Source organism: Gillisella vitis (assembly GCF_021559775.1).
In the GTDB taxonomy this organism is placed as follows: domain Bacteria; phylum Pseudomonadota; class Alphaproteobacteria; order Rhizobiales; family Rhizobiaceae; genus Allorhizobium; species Allorhizobium ampelinum.
Window position 1 is genome coordinate 289,870 of the sequence record NZ_CP056047.1, and the last position, 19,486, is coordinate 309,355.

At 59.5% G+C, this 19,486-nt stretch carries 17 protein-coding genes and 1 tRNA gene; 10 read left to right on the forward strand and 8 right to left on the reverse strand.

Annotation, left to right across the window (positions count from 1 at the left end; translation table 11 throughout):
* Nucleotides 1-8: 8 nt before the first annotated feature.
* Nucleotides 9-824 (forward strand): ABC transporter permease, encoded by an 816-nt coding sequence (locus tag AVCG78_RS01330; protein WP_156582807.1) that lies wholly within the window; start codon nucleotides 9-11, stop codon nucleotides 822-824.
* Nucleotides 825-834: 10 nt separating this feature from the next.
* Here AVCG78_RS01330 and AVCG78_RS01335 read toward each other — a convergent pair whose 3' ends face one another.
* Both AVCG78_RS01335 and AVCG78_RS01340 read right to left on the reverse strand, forming a co-directional pair.
* Complete coding sequence (locus AVCG78_RS01335; RefSeq protein WP_071205687.1) at nucleotides 835-2,730, reverse strand: AsmA family protein; 1,896 nt, start codon at nucleotides 2,728-2,730, stop codon at nucleotides 835-837.
* Nucleotides 2,731-2,887: 157 nt separating this feature from the next.
* A complete protein-coding gene (locus AVCG78_RS01340) occupies nucleotides 2,888-7,108 on the reverse strand; it encodes a PAS domain-containing sensor histidine kinase (RefSeq protein ID WP_156582811.1) in 4,221 nt (1,406 codons plus the stop codon).
* A 234-nt stretch (nucleotides 7,109-7,342) separates the two neighbouring features.
* On the opposite strand from AVCG78_RS01340, the gene AVCG78_RS01345 reads away from it, so the two are divergent.
* Nucleotides 7,343-7,792 (forward strand): phasin, encoded by a 450-nt coding sequence (locus AVCG78_RS01345; RefSeq protein WP_071205685.1) that lies wholly within the window; start codon nucleotides 7,343-7,345, stop codon nucleotides 7,790-7,792.
* Nucleotides 7,793-7,957: 165 nt separating this feature from the next.
* Nucleotides 7,958-8,034, forward strand: a tRNA-His gene (locus tag AVCG78_RS01350).
* 63 nt (nucleotides 8,035-8,097) lie between these two features.
* Here AVCG78_RS01350 and AVCG78_RS01355 read toward each other — a convergent pair.
* Nucleotides 8,098-8,766, reverse strand: a complete 669-nt coding sequence (locus AVCG78_RS01355) for a HupE/UreJ family protein (RefSeq protein ID WP_081355425.1) — start codon at nucleotides 8,764-8,766, stop codon at nucleotides 8,098-8,100.
* A 286-nt stretch (nucleotides 8,767-9,052) separates the two neighbouring features.
* Between AVCG78_RS01355 and AVCG78_RS01360 the strand changes: the two genes are divergently transcribed.
* The 3 genes from AVCG78_RS01360 to AVCG78_RS01370 are packed head-to-tail and all read left to right on the forward strand — an operon-like array spanning nucleotide 9,053 to nucleotide 11,069.
* Nucleotides 9,053-9,661, forward strand: a complete 609-nt coding sequence (locus AVCG78_RS01360; protein ID WP_071584970.1) for a HupE/UreJ family protein — start codon at nucleotides 9,053-9,055, stop codon at nucleotides 9,659-9,661.
* Complete coding sequence (locus AVCG78_RS01365) at nucleotides 9,661-10,452, forward strand: hypothetical protein (protein WP_071205681.1); 792 nt, start codon at nucleotides 9,661-9,663, stop codon at nucleotides 10,450-10,452. Before AVCG78_RS01360 ends, AVCG78_RS01365 begins: the two co-directional genes overlap by 1 nt.
* Nucleotides 10,449-11,069, forward strand: coding sequence for a DUF1007 family protein (locus AVCG78_RS01370; RefSeq protein WP_071205679.1), 621 nt, complete (start codon nucleotides 10,449-10,451; stop codon nucleotides 11,067-11,069). The genes AVCG78_RS01365 and AVCG78_RS01370 overlap by 4 nt, the downstream gene beginning before the upstream one ends.
* Before the next feature lie 9 nt (nucleotides 11,070-11,078).
* On the opposite strand, the gene AVCG78_RS01375 is transcribed toward AVCG78_RS01370, so the two are convergent.
* Nucleotides 11,079-11,507: an OsmC family protein gene (locus AVCG78_RS01375; RefSeq protein WP_071205677.1), complete on the reverse strand. Its 429-nt coding sequence runs from the start codon at nucleotides 11,505-11,507 to the stop codon at nucleotides 11,079-11,081.
* 14 nt (nucleotides 11,508-11,521) lie between these two features.
* Complete coding sequence (locus AVCG78_RS01380; protein WP_071205723.1) at nucleotides 11,522-12,403, reverse strand: LysR family transcriptional regulator; 882 nt, start codon at nucleotides 12,401-12,403, stop codon at nucleotides 11,522-11,524.
* 102 nt (nucleotides 12,404-12,505) lie between these two features.
* Between AVCG78_RS01380 and AVCG78_RS01385 the strand changes: the two genes are divergently transcribed.
* From AVCG78_RS01385 to AVCG78_RS01395, 3 genes are all read left to right on the forward strand, one after another.
* Entirely contained in the window at nucleotides 12,506-14,002 is a 1,497-nt protein-coding gene (locus AVCG78_RS01385) for a CoA-acylating methylmalonate-semialdehyde dehydrogenase (RefSeq protein ID WP_071205675.1), read from the forward strand.
* A 362-nt stretch (nucleotides 14,003-14,364) separates the two neighbouring features.
* A complete protein-coding gene (rirA, locus tag AVCG78_RS01390) occupies nucleotides 14,365-14,835 on the forward strand; it encodes an iron-responsive transcriptional regulator RirA (protein ID WP_015915017.1) in 471 nt (156 codons plus the stop codon).
* A gap of 149 nt (nucleotides 14,836-14,984) precedes the next feature.
* Nucleotides 14,985-15,530, forward strand: coding sequence for a gluconokinase (locus AVCG78_RS01395; RefSeq protein ID WP_071205673.1), 546 nt, complete (start codon nucleotides 14,985-14,987; stop codon nucleotides 15,528-15,530).
* A gap of 16 nt (nucleotides 15,531-15,546) precedes the next feature.
* On the opposite strand, the gene AVCG78_RS01400 is transcribed toward AVCG78_RS01395, so the two are convergent.
* From AVCG78_RS01400 to bglB, 3 genes are all read right to left on the reverse strand, one after another.
* Nucleotides 15,547-16,284 carry a CDP-diacylglycerol diphosphatase gene (locus AVCG78_RS01400; protein ID WP_071205671.1) on the reverse strand — a complete coding sequence of 246 codons (738 nt, stop codon included), beginning with the start codon at nucleotides 16,282-16,284 and terminating at the stop codon, nucleotides 15,547-15,549.
* Nucleotides 16,285-16,392: 108 nt separating this feature from the next.
* Complete coding sequence (locus tag AVCG78_RS01405; RefSeq protein ID WP_071205721.1) at nucleotides 16,393-17,640, reverse strand: NAD(P)/FAD-dependent oxidoreductase; 1,248 nt, start codon at nucleotides 17,638-17,640, stop codon at nucleotides 16,393-16,395.
* A gap of 134 nt (nucleotides 17,641-17,774) precedes the next feature.
* Entirely contained in the window at nucleotides 17,775-18,899 is a 1,125-nt protein-coding gene (gene bglB / locus AVCG78_RS01410) for a beta-galactosidase BglB (RefSeq protein ID WP_071584971.1), read from the reverse strand.
* 188 nt (nucleotides 18,900-19,087) lie between these two features.
* Between bglB and AVCG78_RS01415 the strand changes: the two genes are divergently transcribed.
* The gene (locus tag AVCG78_RS01415; protein ID WP_071202905.1) at nucleotides 19,088-19,486 is read left to right on the forward strand and encodes a (R)-mandelonitrile lyase; all 399 of its coding nucleotides are present in this window, start codon (nucleotides 19,088-19,090) and stop codon (nucleotides 19,484-19,486) included.

Genomic DNA, 19,486 nt, shown 5'->3' on the forward strand with positions numbered 1-19,486 from the left:
GGACCGTCATGAAATCTGGCCGTTTCGATCCTGTTTTTCTCACCTTCGGTTTCGCTTTTCTCTATGTGCCGATCCTGATTCTGGTGATCTTCTCGTTCAACGCGTCGAAGCTGGTGACGGTCTGGGGCGGGTTTTCGCTGCGCTGGTACCGCGAGATCTGGCAGAACGACAGCCTGATGGATGCCGCCTGGGTCACGCTCCGGGTTGGCGTCATTTCGGCCAGCCTCGGCACAGTGCTTGGCACCATGGCGGCGCTGGCGCTGGTGCGGTTCGGGCGGTTTCGTGGCCGTATGCTGTTTTCCGGCATGGTCTATGCGCCGCTGGTCATGCCCGATGTCATCACCGGCCTGTCGCTGCTTTTGCTGTTCGTTGCGCTGAATGTCGATCGCGGCTTGATGACCATTACGCTGGCCCATACCAGCTTTACCATGTGCTATGTGGCCATCGTCGTGCAATCGCGGCTGGTGACGTTTGATCGCAGTCTGGAAGAGGCGGCGCTCGATCTGGGTTGCCCGCCGGTCAAGACCTTCTTCCGCATCACCCTGCCGCTAATCCTGCCAGCCGTCGTTTCCGGCTGGATGCTGGCCTTTACCCTGTCGTTGGACGATCTGGTGATTGCCAGCTTCACCACCGGGCCGGGCGCGACGACGCTGCCGATCAAGATCTATTCGCAGGTGCGGCTGGGTGTGACCCCGGAAATCAACGCGGTCTGCACCATATTGATTGCCGTTGTGACGCTTGGTGTGATCATCGCCTCCATCGGCACCAAGCGGCGGGAGTTGCAGCGCCAGCGCGATGAGCACATTGCCGCCGCCGGGCGGTGAATGCGAAAGGTCAAGGTCGGGCTGACGACAGGATCAGATCCGGCCAGGAACCGCCGATGAACATCCGCAGTGGCGCAAAATTGCCTGCGGCATCATTGGCGCTGCTGGCATAGGCAGTGCCGGGGCGGACTTCCGTCGAGAGGGCCAATCCCTTGAAATTATAGGGAATGACACCGGAGAAAGAGGAGGACTGCACACTGCCCAGCAGATCACCCTTGCCAATATTGATACTGCCATCATCAAGCGTTGCTGAGACAGTCAGACTGTCAAACGGCAATTCACCAGTGCCAGCATCCTGCAATCGGAAAAACTTCTGTTCCGCCGCCTTGCGCCGGATGCCCTCCGGGTTGACGCCGGTGATCCGCCCCGGTCCGGCACTGAGGTCCAATGTGCCGGTAATATCCGCTGCACGGGTCTCCCACAGCGCCCGACTGGTCGCGGCCGAGACCGTCAGGGAGCCTGGTCCCAGCGGCAGGGGGCCATTCAGCGCCAGTTTGCCCTCGATATCGGAAAGATCTGCATTGGTCAGCGACAAATCGAGATGGCCGCCTTCGTCAAAGCCGCCATTGCGACCTTCGAGATGGGCAATCAATGTTCCATCGGCCAGCGTGCTGTCGGCAATGTCGAAGACCACGGTGCCATCGGTGGCCAGAATGCTGGCACCCATATCGGTGAGGGTGAAGGGCGCATAGGTCGCCTTGCGGGCCGAAAGCGTAAGGTCGAATTCTAGCCAGTCCAGCAGTCCACTTTTCCCGTTATTATGACTGGTGTCGGGCGCCGAGAGCGAGAAGGCACCAAGAAAGGTCGGAATATCCATCTGCTCAAAGGCCAGTGTGCCACTCAGCTTCGGCTTGCCGCTTTTCGCCTGGGCCATTTCCATCAGTCCGGTTGCACTGGTATCGTTGGCCGTAAAGGACAAGCTGTCCAGCCTCACCTTGTCGGTCTCTGCCGTCACTGTGGCGTTGACAGAGACTGTGTGCAGCGCTTCCGTGCCCGGTAGTGTCGCGCCTGTCCAAGCCAGAAGCCCCGGCACGTTGGAAATCGTTAAGCTGAGCTGGCCGGAGGCAAAACGGGCGGGCGCAAGCCCTGTCTTGCCGCTGAAACTACCCTTCAGGGTCGGTGCGGTCAGCGAAAACTCCGCTTGACCAACCCCGCCGCCCAGCAGGATCAAGGGCTGGGTGGAGGCAAAATCCAGCTGGGTGGCAACACCGCCGATGATCATATTGGCATTGCCGATCGCGGGTGCCGACATCACTGGCCAGAACAGATGGGAAAAGATGCTGTCGATCACCACCCGGCGCTGTAACGGTTGATCCTCGATGTCGATCCGGCCGTTTTCAATGGTGATCGATCCGATCCGGGCATCATAGGCCTTGTCCAGGCTTTGTCCGCCCTTGATGCTCTCCTGGACATGAGAAATGGCATCGGAGAGCAGGCCTTGTCCCGCCCAATCGAGATGGCCTTGCGTGTTGCGCCGCATGTAGATGTGGGGCCGGCTGAGATGGAAATCGTCAAAGACCGGATTGCCCATGGCTGCATGGACCAGTCCGAACGAAGCCGACAGCACGTCGATATGGGCAAGAACGCGCTTGGCCTTGCCAGCCGTCCCACCAGATTGAGCGGGATCTCGGTCGGTAATGGTAACATCGGGCAGGGTAATGCGCGGCTCTGGCCAGAATTGCAGGCTGGGCGTTCCTGCGATCTCTACGTCATGGCCGCTCCAGCGGCTGATGGCTTTTTCGATGCTGCCCCGCACCAGGCTGCTGGACACGATATAGGGTGCCGCCAGCCGGGATGCGACAAAAACGCAAAGTGCAACCGCGATGACGGCAATCGCTGTGCGGGCCAGCCGGGGACCGCGCCAACGCCCGGGCCCTGACCATTTCCGTTTTGAACCGAGCGTCACATCAGGCCTTTCACATCCGGTGCGAAGAATAAGTCCACTGCCGCCGTTCCGATACAGCAAAGGTCTTTGCCTGGCAATTTCCTTGGCCAATCATCGAGTAGCAATCATGGGGAGGCTACGCAGGATAGGAAATGTCCGGACTGGGATGCCTTGCTGATCATCCCGCCAGAACTCTTGGCGATGGGAAGGTGATTTCCACCAGCGTTCCCTCGTTCGGTGTCGATTGAATGGCAAAGCTGGCGCGATTGGCATCCACCATGGCCTTGGTCAGCGGCAATCCAAGACCGGTGCCGTCGCCGCGCAGCCGTGCGCCGCCGGGAGACACTTGCCGGAACGGCTTCATGGCCTGTTCCAGTTCCGCCCGCGTCATGCCGATCCCGGTATCGCGGATGCGCAGGGTTACGCTGCCATTTGGCTCGTAATTGGTGGAAACGATGATCTGCCCACCTGAAGGCGTGAACCGGATGGCATTCGACAGGATGTTGAGCACGATCTGCTTGATCGACCGCATGTCGGCCACGACATTCGGCACCGATTGCGACAGCGCCGTGCGGATGATCACCCGCTGGCCATTTGCCTGCGGCTGAACGATAGCCACGGCTTCGGACACCGTTTCGTTCAAGCCGACCGCGATGAAGTCGAGATCCATTTCGCCCGCCTCGATCTTGGAAATATCCAGGAGATCGTTGACGATATCCAGCACATGCCGGCCGGAACGGCCGATATCCGCGGCATATTCGGCGTAGCGACCATGGCCAATCGGCCCGAAGCGCTCATCCGCCATGATGTCGGCAAAGCCGATAATGGCATTCAGCGGCGTGCGGATTTCATGGCTGACCCGTGCCAGGAAGTCTGTCTTATGGGCATTGGCGGTTTCTGCGGCGCGTTTGGCGCTGCGCAATTCCTCTTCGGTGCGCTTCCATTGGGTGATGTCGCGGATAACAGCGCAAAAGCCGTTGGAAGAGGAGAGGCGACCAATGGTCATGAACAGCGGAATGAAGCCGCCGGAGGATTCCCGGCCGATCACTTCGCGTCCGTCGTTGAGCACGCTGGCAACGCCATGGCCGGTCAGCCCGCCCAGATAATCGAGGATCGCTCGCTGGCTCTCATGGGCAAACAGCGTCACGAACGGCTTACCGCGAATATCGTCTTCGTCATAGTTGAACAGCGCGCTGGCCGCGCCGTTCACCGTGCGGATCTCGCCATCGGTGCTGATGGTCACCACGCCATCGGTTGCCGTTTCCAGGATGGAGCGCAGCTCCTCCACCTCGATGCGCAGGCCGGTATGCTCCACCGCGTCAAGCCGGGTCGGATGGTCCAATCCAGGCTGTGAGCTGTCACCCGCATCGGCAACCGGACGAGGCGTATGATCCACAATGACCGCCTCGGCAGGCTTTGTCGCAGCCTGCGGCACCAGCGCCAGCAGCAAGGCGCTTGCCTCCTCCCAGCGGATCGATTGCAGCCGCGCCGAGACCGGCACCAGCGCATCATCGGCCCTGACCACGACGAGCCTGCCATCCCGGCGCGCGTCGCCCGTTCCAGGCTGATCGTCTTGCGGGTTATCACCCTGCACCCTGTCGTCGCGCTGTAAAAGTGCGTCCAGCCCACCGGACTGAGCCAATGCGTCGAGATCGGCATAGCCGGTCAGCGCCAGAAATTCCGGATTGGCATGGATCAGGGTATCACCGCGATGAGCAAGCAATGCCACGGGCAGCATGTCCAGCACATCAGGCGAAAACACCACATCACGTGGCGGACGTGGCAGGAGAGCGCCAGGCACGGATGCGAACGGCAGGATCATCTCGTCCGCAGCGTTTTTTACATCCTCTGCGTCATCGTTTGTATTGGCGAAAACCTCATCACCAGCAGAGGGAGCAGGGAAATCGACGACGGTCTCATCCAGCTCGTCTCCTTCCTGTTCAGAAACGACGTCAGCCGGCTGGTCGCCATCTTCGGCGCTTGTTGACTCGTCGCTTACCTCCGCATTGGCCTCTGCATTGACCTCTTCACTGGCCTGCGATGCCGATAGATCGGTGTCTGGATCTGGTTTTGTATTGTCATTCTCAGGCAGGCTGTCGCGCTCGGCACGTGGCGAAGGCACTGTTGTATCCGTTGCTTCGGGTGTCGCATGGTCGGCGTTGGCATCCGGCGTCTGCGTTTCGGCATCTGCTGCGGCAACAGGGGATGGGTTTTGGTCTTCGACAGTGGCTTTGTCGTCACGCCCCGTGTCGGTATGCCCCTTCTTGGACGATAGATCGCGGCTGCCGTCAGCGGATTTTGCGCCGAGTGCGTCCAATCTGCGGGCAATTTCCTGAAAGGTCGCATGTTCGGCGGGGCTCAAGCCTTCGCGGCCGAAATGGCGAGGCTTGAGTTGCACGATGTTTTCCGCCTGAGGAAGGGGGGCTGGGGCGCTGATGACCAAGGCCGGCACCTCTTCGCGTTCCGGCTCCTGTTCTTCCACCCGCTCTGGCGCAGAGATGGTATCAGCCTTTTCGACCTCTGCCGGAGCGGCCGAGGCATCGTCACGCATGTTTTCCTGAGGATCGGCTTGCGCCGCTTGCTCGGTCGTGCCGGTCTGATCGAGAGGGGTGCTTAAGGTCAGTCCCACCTTGTCGGTATCTTCGATGCAATCGGCCAGCCGCACGACGCCAAAGCCCCGGAAGCCATCAAAATCTCGATTGCGGGTATAGGTCGGCAAGGCGGCCAGATCGACCGGCACTTTCAAGCTGGTGCCTTCAATCGGCCAGTAGATCGTTTTGCCGGACCAGGTATCGCGCTTTTTCAGCAATTCGACGATTTTGCCATCGGGATCGAGATTGAACAGGGCAGCCAGATCGGCAAAGGTCTGGCCTTCGATGGCCGCCGACCGCGGGCCGACCGCCTTGGCAAATTCCGGCGAGACTTCGCTGAAACAGCCGAGTGCATCGACCTTCCACACGAACCGCGCCGCCCGCATGGTCGGTGCGAAGGCAAAATCCTCCTGGGTGTTCTCCTGTTGCCATGCGGTCTGTCCGCTGGCGGTCTCCGGCAATTCGGGCGTTTCTTCCTCGGAATGCGGCGCGGAGTCCGTCTCGCCCTCTTCCTGCTCAAAAGCGTCCGAAGAGGATGTGCTGGTCTCGGCTTGGCTCTCCTCAGACTGATCAGCGGGGTCAGCTGCGGCGGCGATGGCCTCCGGTTCTGCGGGTTCCTCTAGGCGGGCATCGTCCTTGGCTTCGATCTCATCCTGTTCGACACCGGCATTTAGATCCGAATCTGGCAGATCCGTGCTGGCTTGATGATCCTCGGTCAATGTCGCGTCGGACGTGTCACGCTGTTCCGTGTCAGCGGGGCTTTCCTCGGGAACGGACAGTTCTTCAGGCAAGTTCTCGTCTTCAGGCGCGGGCTCGCCAATGGCATGATCGTCCGGCTGCGGGCTCAGCGCATCCGCTTGGGACAGGTCTTCCGGCTCAGGTTCCAACTCGTGGATGCTGCCCAGGGCTTCGACCACATCCTCGAAAGTCTCTGGGGGCGTTGTTTCCTCGGACTTGGCTTCCTCGTGCTCCGCCTCTTCAACCTCAACAGCGATTGTATCTGCGGCTGGAAAAGTCTCTGACTGTGGAGACTCAGCAGCGGTCGCTGCTGGTTCTATCGAAACCTGCGGTTCGTGGACCTGTGGAGCGGTTACGGAAGCCGGGGTGGGCTGCTCCTCAGTAAACCCATCCGACGCATCCAGCGTTCCCAGCAGGGTTTCCACTGCAAACAGTAGGAACATCGCAGGGTCGTCGGCAATTCTGCCCAGCGCTGCGGGCAGGTTGCCGCGTGCTGTCGGAATAGGCCGCTTCATCAGGCCGCCGGGCTGGACTTGCGCCATCTGCACGATGGTTTCAATGGTGCGTGGCGTAATGCCGAGCCGGTCGAAATTGCCGGATGCACGGATCACTGCGCCCTTGCTGTCCAGAAGAGCCATATGGGTATCAGGGTCCTCGAAGCCGCGCAGCAGTGCTTCGCTGCGGGCCGAGGCGTCCCGGTAGCTGACCGGCATGGAAAACAGGATGACCACTTCGCCGGGGCGGATCTCGAGCCGTTCCAGCTGGGCTTCGACAGGCACAAGACGAAAGCCCGAACCGGCCCGCACCACCAACCGGCGCGCTTCGCCCGTTGTCTTCAATTGCCGGGCCATGGCGGCGATCTGCCGGAAGGTGACATCCTGGCGCGGTGGCCCCTGGTCGAGGAAATCGTAAACAGAAGCCGTTCCGAAGAAACCCGCTCCGGCGCCATTGGCCCAAAGCACCCGCTCCAGATCCAGTGAAAACAGCGCAAGTGCATCTCCACGCGCAAACCTGGCCCTGACCGCGCTGTGCACGGCGATATCAATGAAAGGGTATTGGATAGCGGGCATGGTCAACCTGTCGAGCTTTTTCGCCGGCACTGTTCTGAATTAACAGATTTTTAATAACTTCGCACCCCCTTCGGGTCCAGCGAAGAGCGCCTCTATCGCTAAACAGGGTTAATCTCGACAATTATTTTATTGTGCATCGCAACATAATATTGCAATGCACAATAAACGCTGTTATATGGCCTTTATCGAAAAACACCGGGCTGCAACGATCGGCCCCTTCCAAGGAGTTCCATCATGGCTACCAATTCGAAATCCACCCCTTTCTCTGCTGCTGCCTTCGACCCTGCAAAGATTTCCGACAGCCTGCGCGACTTCACCGAGAAGGGCGCTGCTCAGTCCAAGGAAGCCTATGCCAAGATGAAGACCGCTGCCGAAGACGCCACCAAGACGGTTGAAGCCACCTTGCAGAGCGCCCAGAGCGGCGGCATGGAACTTGGCCTCAAGGCAATCGACGCCCTGCGCACCAATGCCGAGCTGTCCCTGTCGCACATGGAAGCCCTGATGGGCGTCAAGTCTGTTGCTGAGCTGGTCGAATTGCAGACCGCCTTCATCCGCAAGCAGGCTGAAGTCACCGTCGAGCAGGCCAAGGCCATGCAGGAAACTGTCAAGAAGGTTGCCGAAACCGTGGCAAAGCCCGGCAAGGAAGCCGCTGAAAAGGCAATGTCCACCTTCAAGGTCTCCTGATCTTTTCGGTCACATATTGATGAAGATGAGAGGGTCGGTTCGTCCGGCCCTTTTTATTGCCGTCGCGGCCAGTGATCTGTAAATAAATGGGGAAGCGCAAAAAGGGGCTTGAAAAATTCTCCCACGCCCCGTATGTGACCCCTCGAAAGCGCTAGCGCTTGATGTGCGGTTGTAGCTCAGTTGGTTAGAGCGCAGGTTTGTGGCACCTGAGGTCGGAGGTTCGAGACCCCCCAACCGTACCATTTCTTCCACAATATTTTCAGATCATCTGCTTGCGGACCGTTTGTTCGGTTTCGTTTTGAATATTACATCTGTCCCGTCACCAGATAATACACGCCCGCGACCACGATAAGGCCGCCCAGTGCGCGCACCACCATGCCGTTATAGAGACGGCCCAGCCCGTAGCCGATGGCGATGCCGAGGATGTGGATCATGCCGGTGGCGACGACGAAGCCGACAGTGTAGGCGGCGGGGTCGGTGGCGTTGGGGGCCATTTTGCCATGTGGATAGCCATGGAACAGCGCAAACAGCGCGATGATCGAAAGCGAGGCGAATTCGGGGGCTTTCCAGTTGGCGGCGATGGCAGCACCCAGTGCCAGTAGCGAGAGCGCTATGCCACCAGAAATCACCGGGTCGGGAATGTCGGCCAACATACCAATCACGCCGCCGATGCACATGATCAGCGGGAAGGTGGCGGGCAGGGTCCAGACAGAGCGTCCCCCCATTTGCGCGCCCCAGAGACCGACGGCCAGCATGGCCAGGAAGTGATCGGCCCCCAGTAGCGGATGTTCAAAACCACTGCCGAAGCCGCCCATGGGGCCACCCAGAACATGGGCAAAGGCCGGTGCGGCGCTGCCTGCAAAACCCAGGAACGTGACGGCCAGGCGCAGGGGTAATCCGTTGATCGTGCTGGAACGTTTCAGAAAATACCCTTGGAAATGGTCCGGGATTCTCCTTGGATGAAATGGGGTCATTGTCGCTTTGCCCTTGCCGTTTTTCTCGAAGACTTTTTGGAAGCCCGTTTTTGGGAAGCCCGTTTATAGGAAGATTGGCCTGTAGCTGTAAAATATGGGGTATAAGTGACGGCCTGAGCGCTGACAACGTCCGGCTGTTATCGTCGAAGCTTTCTTTCTGGCTTGATCAGGTGCAAACAGGTTCCATGCATTTCGCGACCACAATTTGGTCGCAGAAACAGTCTGCATAAGGTGGCAGCCAAGGCAGGGCTGAAGCAGCACAGCCATTCAATTCGGGAGATCGGATATGCAAGAAAACTTTAAACGTCAGATCGTCGGGGCGGGGCGGCTTGCTGCTGTCGCAGCCCTTGTCGCCTTGATGCCGGGCATTGCCGAGGCGCATATCGTCCAGGGCGGTGCCGGTGGGTTCCTGCAAGGCTTCGAGCATCCCCTGTCGGGTGCCGATCATCTTCTGGCGATGTTTTCCGTCGGTCTCTGGGGCGCGCAACTGGGTGGCCGCAATGTCTGGGCGCTGCCAATCACCTTTCCGCTGATCATGGTCCTGGGTGGCATTCTCGGCATTGCTGGCGTGCCGCTGCCGGCGATTGAAACCGGAATCGCGCTCTCCATCGTCGTGCTCGGCGCAGCGATTGCGCTGGTCTGGCGGCCGCCGGAATGGCTGGCGCTGACGGTCATCGGCCTGTTTGCCATCTGCCACGGCTATGCCCACGGCGCCGAATTGCCAATTGCCGCCGATCCCGCCGATTTTGCCATCGGCTTCGTGATTGCCACCGGCCTGATCCATCTGGCTGGTATTGCCGTTGGGCTTGGTGTGTCGCGGGCCTTGGGCGAGCGCATGGTTCGTATTCCCGGCGGGCTAATCGCCATCGGCGGCCTTTATTTCCTTGTGACCTGATGGCAAAGCCGGGCACGCCCCTTGCTGGTCATCTGACGACGGGTCTAGCCCTTGTGGCGCTGCTCGGAGCAATTGGGATAGGCGCGTCGGCAGTGTGGACCTGGCTTGACCAGGAGACGCTGGACCAGTGGCTGCTATCGACCACGTTTACCATTGAACGCCTGCTGCCCTTGATCGGCACAGGCTTCATTCTGGGGCAATTGCCGAGACGGCGATTGCCGCTGGCTCTACTGGTGCTGGCGGCAGGCTTTGTCGCCGGTTTTGTCTGGCGCGATATGTGGATGCAGCTTCTGGCGCCTTTGCCCGCAGCGCCCAGCCATTTCTTTCTGGTTGGCCCCTTGGCCTGTCTGTTGGCGGGCGCAATTCTGGTCTTACCATTGCCGCTGCGGTTCTGGTCCGGTCTGGCGCTGTTGCCGGTGCTTGGGATCGCTCTTTCGCTGGCGATCTCTTTTTCCGATCCAAGCCTGCATGACCGGCTCTATCTGCCCTTGGCGCTGTCTGCCGCGCTTTGGCTGTTGCTGGTGTCCGGTCTTGTCGCTGGTATCGTCACCGCTGCCTGGACCAGGATTGCCTCGCGGGTTTATGGCAGCTGGTTGCTTGCCATCGGCATGCTGTACGGCGGTGCTTACATGGCCTCGAAACAGACCACACTCACCCCGCCGCCCTTCGCGGACCCTCCGGCGGCCAGCGATGATTTTTCAGGTTTTGAGCCTCTGTTCAAATCCCTGGACCGCTATGGTCCCCAGAGACCGGTGCTGGGGCCGGATGCGGGTGAGGGGAGGTTGCCATGAGCCGTTTGCCACTTGCCTTTCGCCGGAAGACCGCGCTTGCAGCCACGCTGGCTTTCAGTCTGCTGTCTGCTTCTCCCGTGCTGGCGCATCCCGACATCGCCATCACGCTGAGGGTGCTTTTTGACATGCATCATGGGGTGTTGACGGGGGTCGGGGAAAGCTGGTCCTTCGATGCGGCCTATAGCCGTGTTCTGCTGGATCGCTATGACCGGGACCGCAACAGCCAGTTTACCGCCGAGGAGGCCTCGGCCCTGCGCGACAAGCTGATTGCCGATCTTGGCCGCAAGCGGTTTTTCACGGAATTGTCGGTGGATGGCAGGCAGGCGGCGCGGTTGCAGCCGGTGGGCTTTACCGCTGAGATCCATGGGAATGTCGTGACTGTCACCTTTGCTTTCAGCCTGGCCGGACCGGTGGATCTGCGCGGTAAAAGCCTTGATCTGGAGGTCAAGGACAAGGACTATGTCGCCGCTTTCCGTCTGGCCGAGGCCGGTGGGCTTCAGATTCGCGGCGATGGTGGCCAGTGCCGGACCAGCCGCGTGCCGAACCCGGCCCATGCCTATTTCGCCGGGCTGGTCGTGCCGGAGCGGATAACCTTGACCTGCGGTCCTCCCTTATAAATAACCAGTTTACGCAAGCACTGTGGTTACAAATTCCGGGCTGCCGGAAAGGGTGTTGCTGACGGTGCAGATCTCGTGCTCGGCCCGGTCGGCAATCGCCTTGCGGGTCTCGGCGTCAATCTCGCCCTGGATGGTCAGGGTGATGTCGAAACGCTCAACCCGAGACAGGCCGTCTTTTGCCTTTTCTCCGGTGACGGAGGCGGTAATGCCGGTAATCTTGTCCATCACCCCCATCTCGCTGGCGGCAAGGCGCGCGCTAATCGTCAGGCAACCGGCCAGCGAGGCGTAGAGCAGGTCCAGCGGGTTGAAGCCCGGTTGTGACGGGCCGGTGACGATGGCCAGCTCACCGCCGGTGGCCGAGGTGATTTGCGGAAAACCGGTGCGGCCAATTACGGCGGTGGCGCCCACCGGGCGGGTTTTCATCTTGATCTCGGCCATGGTGCTTATCCTGGTTATAAAAAGATACCGCGATCCTGATCGACCCGCTCGCGTAGGTAATCCACCACGGTGCGAATGCGGGCCAGATCGCGCAGGCTCTCATGATAGGTGGTCCAATAGGCGCGGTGCAAGGTGATGTCGGGCAGAATGCGGACCAGGTCACGATGCTGTCGCGCGATGTAGCTGTGCAAAATACCGATGCCAGCGCCTGCCAGCACCGCTTCCGTCTGGCCGATGGCGGAGGAAATCTCAAAACTGGCGTTCCAGTTGCGCATGATTTCGCCGGTAAAATTCAGCGATGGCGTGAAGATCAGGTCTTCCACATAGCCGATGCGGTGATGATCCTTGAGGGCTTCCACCGTCTCCGGCAACCCGTGGCGCTCAATATACTGGCGGGAGGCATAAAGCGCCAAGCTGTAATCGGTCAGATGCGCCGAGACGAGGCGCCCCTGATCGGGCCGCTCCAGTGTTACGGCAATATCGGCCTCGCGTTGCGACAGCGAAAACGAGCGTGGCACCGGCACCAGCTGGATTTTCAGTTCCGGGTGTCGCTCGATCAATCCGCCAAGCCGGGAGGCCAGAAAGAACACTCCAAACCCATCCGGCGCACCAATGCGCACCGTGCCTGCCACCTTGGCATCGGTGCGGCCAAGGCGGGCTTGGACTTCCAGCATTTCGGTTTCCATCCGCTCGGCAGAAGTGAGAAACGTCTCGCCCTCGGCGGTCAGTTCGCAGCCATTGGTGCGGCGAATGAACAGCCGTGTTTTCAGCGCATCTTCCAGCGCCGTCAAACGGCGTGAGAGCGTGGCGTGGTTCAGCCCCAACCGTTTTGAGGCGGCCAGAATTTGCCCCGTGCGGGCAATGGCCAGAAAAATGCGAACGTCATCCCAATTCATAGCAGCATCCATTTATGCACAACGGATGCGTAAATCATCGCGTTGCGTTGTGCAAATTAAAGCGCGATAGTGGCCTATCAAAAACACTCAGGAGGATCACCCATGTATCAGATCGGGCATTTTATTGGCGGCAAGGCCGTGGCTGGCACTTCTGGTCGCAAGCAGCCGATTTTCAATCCGGCCACGGGCGATATTCAGGGCGAAGTGGCTCTGGCCAGCGCAGACGAGCTGAATGCAGCGGTGGCAGATGCCAAGGCCGCCCAGCCAAAATGGGCCGCCACCAATCCGCAGCGCCGCGCCCGCGTGTTCATGAAATTCGTGGAATTGCTCAATACCCATATGGATGAGCTGGCCGAAATGCTGTCGCGCGAGCATGGCAAGACCATTGAAGACGCCAAGGGCGATATCGTCCGTGGTCTGGAAGTTTGTGAATTCGTCATCGGCATTCCGCATCTGTCGAAGAGCGAGTTTACCGAAGGCGCAGGCCCGAACATTGATATGTATTCGATCCGTCAGGCCGTGGGCATCGGCGCTGGCATTACCCCGTTCAATTTCCCGGCGATGATTCCGATGTGGATGTTTGCCCCGGCCATCGCTTGCGGCAATGCCTTTATCCTCAAGCCTTCCGAGCGCGATCCGTCCGTGCCGATGCGCCTCGCCGAATTGATGATCGAAGCGGGCCTGCCTGCTGGCATTCTCAACGTCGTCAATGGCGACAAATCAGCTGTCGATGGCCTGCTGACTCATCCCGATATCGGTGCAATTTCCTTCGTGGGCTCCACCCCGATTGCCCGTTACGTTTATGGCACGGCAGCAGCCAACGGCAAGCGCGCCCAATGCTTTGGCGGCGCCAAGAACCACATGATCATCATGCCCGATGCCGATCTGGATCAGGCCGCCAATGCGCTGATGGGCGCAGGCTATGGCTCGGCTGGGGAACGCTGCATGGCGATTTCCGTGGCCGTTCCTGTTGGTGATGAAACCGCCGACCGGTTGATCGCCAAGCTGACCCCGATGATCGAGAGCCTTCGCATCGGACCCTATACCGATGACAAGGCTGACATGGGCCCTGTCATTACCAAGGAAGCGCGCGATCGTATTCTGGGCCTGATTGATGGCGGCGTGGACGCCGGTGCCAAGCTGGTCGTCGATGGCCGAGATTTCAAGCTTCAGGGCTATGAAAACGGCAATTTTGTCGGCGGCTGCCTGTTCGACAACGTGACCCCTGATATGGACATCTACAAGACCGAGATTTTTGGACCGGTTCTTTCGGTGGTGCGCGCCAAAAACTATGAGGACGCCCTCGATCTGCCGATGAAGCATGAATATGGCAATGGCGTTGCGATCTATACCCGCGATGGCGATGCGGCCCGTGATTTTGCCAGCCGCATCAATATCGGCATGGTCGGCATCAATGTGCCGATTCCGGTGCCGCTGGCCTATCACTCCTTCGGTGGCTGGAAGGCGTCTTCCTTCGGCGACCTCAACCAGCATGGCACGGACTCGATCAAGTTCTGGACCCGCACCAAGACCGTTACCAGCCGCTGGCCCTCCGGCATTAAGGACGGCGCTGAATTCGTTATGCCGACGATGAAATGATGCCTGCGGTTTTTCTGTCTGCGCGTCCTCGCGGCACTCCGTTTGCTGCGGTTGCGCGGGCTGGCATCAAAGACGGTGCCGAGTTCGTCATGCCAACGATGAAGTGATGACGTAAGACGTCGTACCAAAAATTATCACCAAGGCGGGTCTCCAGCGGCCCGCCTTTTTTCGTGATAAAAAGCCAAAATCAACACTCCAAGCATGAAAATCTTTTCTGGAGAAACACGCTCAAAAAATGTTAATTTGGAATTGTTCAAAAGTACAAAAGCCATTATATATGCCGATATGGACGGACAAAATTGGCGCTTTGCCAAGGACCGCCAAGCGGCTAAGGTTCGCTGGACCAGCTTAAGGAGTGGCGCATGCGCTTGACGAAGCAGACCAATTACGCGGTACGCATTCTGATGTATTGCGCGGCGAACAAGGACCACCTGAGCCGTATTCCGGAAATTGCCAAGGCCTATGGTGTCTCCGAACTGTTCCTGTTCAAAATCCTTCAGCCGCTCAACAAGGCGGGTCTGGTGGAAACCGTGCGTGGCCGCAATGGCGGCGTGCGCCTGGGCCGTGCGCCTGAAAAGATCAGCCTGTTTGACGTGGTCAAGGTGACGGAAGACAGTTTTGCGATGGCTGAATGCTTCGAGGACGATGGCGAGGTCGATTGCCCGTTGATCGACAGCTGCGGCCTGAATTCGGCGCTGCGCAAGGCGCTCAACGCTTTCTTTGCGGTGCTGGCGGAATATTCCATCGATGATCTGGTCAAGGCCCGCCCGCAGATCAATTTTCTGCTGGGTATCGAGGATCTGCCCCGTCTGGCAGCTGCACCGGCTGCCTGAGCCTGTTTGTTTTAAAAGTGGTGATATAGAGCGCCCTGACCTCCGGTCCGGGCGTTTTTCGTTTGTGGAGAGGCTGGGATGAGGCGGTTGACCAGGGACGGCAATACGCTACTTGAAAGTAAGTGACGTATCCGCCCGGAGAGATCAGCATGACCGCCCATCAGACAGCCAACACCGTTCCTACCAGACCTTGGGCGATCATCGTCATGGGGGTCAGCGGCTGCGGCAAAAGCTCGATTGGCGAGGGCCTGGCGAAAAAGCTTGACGTCCCCTTCCTGGAAGGAGACGGCCTGCATCCAGCCGCCAATGTCGAGAAAATGGCCAAGGGCACGCCGCTGACCGATGAAGACCGTTGGCCCTGGTTGCAAGCGATCGGCGATAAAATGGCCGCCGCCTTGCAGGAGGGCCAGACCATCATCGTCTCCTGCTCGTCGTTGAAGAAAAGCTATCGCGACCTGCTGCGCGAAGCGACCGGCAATCGCACCGCGTTCATTTATCTGGAAGGCTCGAAAGAGCTGCTGACCCGCCGCATGGGTGAACGCACCGGACATTTCATGCCGGTCAGCCTACTGGAAAGCCAGCTTGCGACACTGGAAAGCCCGAAAGATGAGCCTTGTGTGGTGACAGTCGATATCGATCGCAGCATTGACGCCATTGTCGAGGCCGCAGCAGTCGGGCTGTCGGAGCTGGAATAACAACGATTTGCGGTGATCAGACCGGATCGATCCGGCAGCTGTGATCCTGCACATCTTCACCGCCGGAAAAACCGATGGTCGCGGCAGGGACAACATCGGTGAGAATCATGAAGCCAGGGCCGCTGGCAAAGCTCGCGCCAACCACCACCAGATTGTGGCTTGCCATCTCCGTTGACGGGTCTTTCAAGATCTTGGCCAGCGCCAGAAACGGATTGTAGCCCGCCAGCGTATCGCTCTCGACCTTCATGGCGATGAAATGGTGTCCGGCCACCGCGACCGGCAGGGACGCCCAGTCGGTGCCGATGTCATAGGCCATCTTGGTCAAAAGCGCATGGGCATCCGGGCTGAGGCAATCGATATGGATATGCAACTGGTTCTGCGAGCGGGCGTTTTGTGCGTTGACCGCCAGGCTGAGCATATCGCGCGCCAAGGGATGCGGCAGTTTGGCATTGACGGCGGCCCGTTCGTTCCAGGCATCGGCAAAGAAATTCGGCGTCTTGGCATCCAGCAGGGCAGGGCTTTCGATGCCGGTGATCTTGTCGGTCGGGATCAGCAGATGTTGCGCCACGCCGCGCTGGTCCTTCAGCAGCGCGTAATGTTCGCCGGCATTGACGCTGACGCAAGGCGCTGTCGCGACAACACATTTGTCGTGAACGATCTTCCACAGCGCGTCGGGATCGGCATGGGCAATCGCGCTGGCGGCAAGCAGGCCGATGAGACCAAGGGCGAGGGAGGAAAGCGGGCGGCTGGTCATAGTGATCCCTTGAGCAAATCATTGACTTCAAGCACCCGACTGTAAGGCCCGTCTGCCGATTTCCTGTGACGCCCGGTTTGTCCGCAGATCACATTTTCGGGATCTTTATCAGGCCCTGAACCGCTCTGGGCGAAAGGCCGAGATATCCAGAAACGGCGTTTCGCCGCTCATCGCTTCTGCCAGCAACCGCCCCGTCACCGGACCCAGTGTCAAGCCATGATGGGCATGGCCAAAAGCCAGCCACAGGCCCTTGTGGCGCGGCGCCTGGCCAATCACCGGCATCATATCCGGCGTGCAGGGCCGCGCGCCCATCCAGGGTTCCGCGTCCAGCCGCTCGGCCAGCGGAAAAATGGTGCGGGCGACTTTTTCGGCCCGCGCCAATTGTACCGGGGTTTTCGGCGCATCACGCAAGGCGAATTCCGCCCCGGTCGTCAGCCGGATGCCCTGGGTCATTGGCGCTAGGAAATAGCCGCGCTCCTTGTCCATCATCCAGTTGTTCAGCACTGCATTGCCGGTGCTGGCATAGTGCATGTGGTAGCCGCGCTTGACGCCGAGCAGGAACCGGTAGCCGAGCTTGGCCGTCACCCCATCCGACCACGGGCCGAGGGCCACCACGACCTGTTTGCCATCGATCACACCATCGTCGGTGGCGACTTGCCAGCCGCTGCCTGCCTGTTTCAGGCTCATGGCATCACCGTGCATGAAGCGTCCGCCGAGGCTTTCGAACGTGGCGAGATAGGCCTTGGTCAGCCCAAGCGGATCGAGCACCGACCAGGGATCGCTCCATTTCAGCCCGCCGATGAAATCCTGGCTCAGATGCGGCTCTTCGCGGGCCAGATCCGCTGCCGTCAGGGTTTGAAATTGAATACCGTATTCACGCCCCAGCCGTTCGGCCTCAGCCACTTCCTTGTCGCGCACGGCCTGGGTGCGAAACGCCTCGACCCAACCGTCCTTGCGGATCAGCGCTTCGGCCCCCGATGCCTCGATCAGCTCTTTGTGTTCGGTGATTGAATGCTCGATCAGCGGCGCATAGGCCCTGGCGATCACCTCATGGCGCGGCTTGTTGGAATGCCACCAATAGGAGGAGAGGAACGCGGCAAGCTTCGGCAGGGCTTTCAGATGATAATGCGCATCGATCCGGTTGTTGAGACCGTAGCGCAGGATCAAGCCAAGATCCTGCGGAAAGCCGTAGGGCACGACGCCTTCGCGCTGGATCAGCCCGGCATTGCCGTAGGAGGTTTCTTCGCCTGCGCCCCGCCTGTCCACCAGCACCACAGATTTGCCGCGCCGCGCCAGCTGAACAGCGGTGGACACGCCGATAATACCGGCGCCAAGAACAATTGCATCGACAGACATGAAAAGACCCACGGTCAAGGATTGACTGCCACGACCATGCAAAAGCGCTGGGAAATGCGCAAATGAAAACTTTCTGAAATGGCAGGATTTTTATCCTGCCATTGCGGTGCTTCGGTCTTTCTCTACTCCCGGTTTCAAATAAAGGATCTCAGATATTCCGAAAGGCACAGAATGGCCATCGCCTGCCCATAGGGCATCGAGGTCAGCTTGATAGTGCGATAGAAATCAAGATCCGAACCCATGGCGGTGCCGAAGGACACCTGGTTCAACTCGCCCTTGGCGTCGATATTGGCAATGACACCGCGCACCGCGCGTTCCGCCACGTGCCGATAGTCCGCGCTGATATACCGTTTGCGCACCGCCTTCATCAGTCCATAGGCAAAACCGGCGGTGGCCGAGGCTTCCAGATAGCTGCCCTCGTCATCGACCAGCGTGTGCCAGAGGCCGGAAGGGTCCTGATATTTGGCAAGGGCTGCGGCCTGACGGTCGAGCGTCGAGAGCAGATGACGCCGCACCGCGTCGCCTTCCGGCAATTGCAAGAGATCGATGAATTCCGGAATGGCAATGGTCACCCAGGAATTGCCACGGGCCCAGAGTGCGCGGGCAAAATTATGATTGCCATCGAAGGTCCAGCCATGGAACCACAGGCCGGAGGCGCGGTCGGCGAGATATTGGCTATGGATCAGAAACTGATACTTCGCCTCTTCCACATAGTCCGGGCGGTTCAACAGCAGGCCGATCTTGGCGAGCGGCATGACGCTCATCATCAGCGTATCGTCCCACATTTGCTGATCGTTGACGCTGTTATAGACGATATGCTGCAAACCGCCTTCGCGCGTGCGCGGCATCTCATGCATCACCCACTCGGCCCAGGTTTCCAGATAGGGGATAAAGGCCGGGTTGGGCGCATGTTCATATAGGCAGGCGAGCGTCAGGAACGGGCAGACCGTGTTGATATTCTTGGTCGGCGTGCCCTCGGCAAGCCGTGCCGAAAACCAGTCGGTGATAACAGCCATCGCCTTGGCATCGCCGGTCTGCTGCCAATATTTGAACAGGCCGTAAAGCCCGATACCATGGGTCCATTCCCACCCGGCCCAGCCCTTGGTGTCGATCACCCGCCCATCGTCCAGCCGCAGCAGGAATTCCCCTGTGGTGTCCGTGATGTTGATCAGATTGTCCGTCAACCGGCTAATCAGCCCGACAACCTCATTGCGCGTCACAAAACGCTCCGGCTGCGCCAGCAAAGGATGCATGGTCATGGTTACTCCTCCTCGACGCCCTCCACAGCGTCGGGGTGAAGGGAGCATAGACAGGAGGGGATTGCAAGAGTGGGGGAGATTGGTGGCTTGAGAGTACTGACCTAAACAGACCGCGCTATTATCATTGCTATACTGACGTTCGTACACCATTTAGTTTGCAGTAGCGGAAAATCGAAAGGCTCATGTCCATGGACATCAAAAGAAACGGCACCCAGCCGTCTACCAAAGGTCCATCGGACTGGTTTTCCGGCACGGTCCGCATCGATCCGTTGTTTTCGCCCAACAATGCCCGCCGCGCCGCCGCAGCCAGCGTGACATTCGAGCCCGGCGCACGCACCGCCTGGCACACCCATCCCCTCGGCCAGACGCTGATCGTCACCGCCGGCCTCGGCCTCGTGCAGCGCGAGGGCGGCCCGATCGAAACCATTAATCCGGGTGACGTCGTCTGGTTCGAACCCGGCGAAAAGCACTGGCATGGTGCCTCCGCGACCACAGCCATGACCCATATCGCCATTCAGGAGCAATTGGATGGAAAGGTGGTCGACTGGCTGGAGCAGGTGACGGACGAGCAGTATCGATCCGTGTGA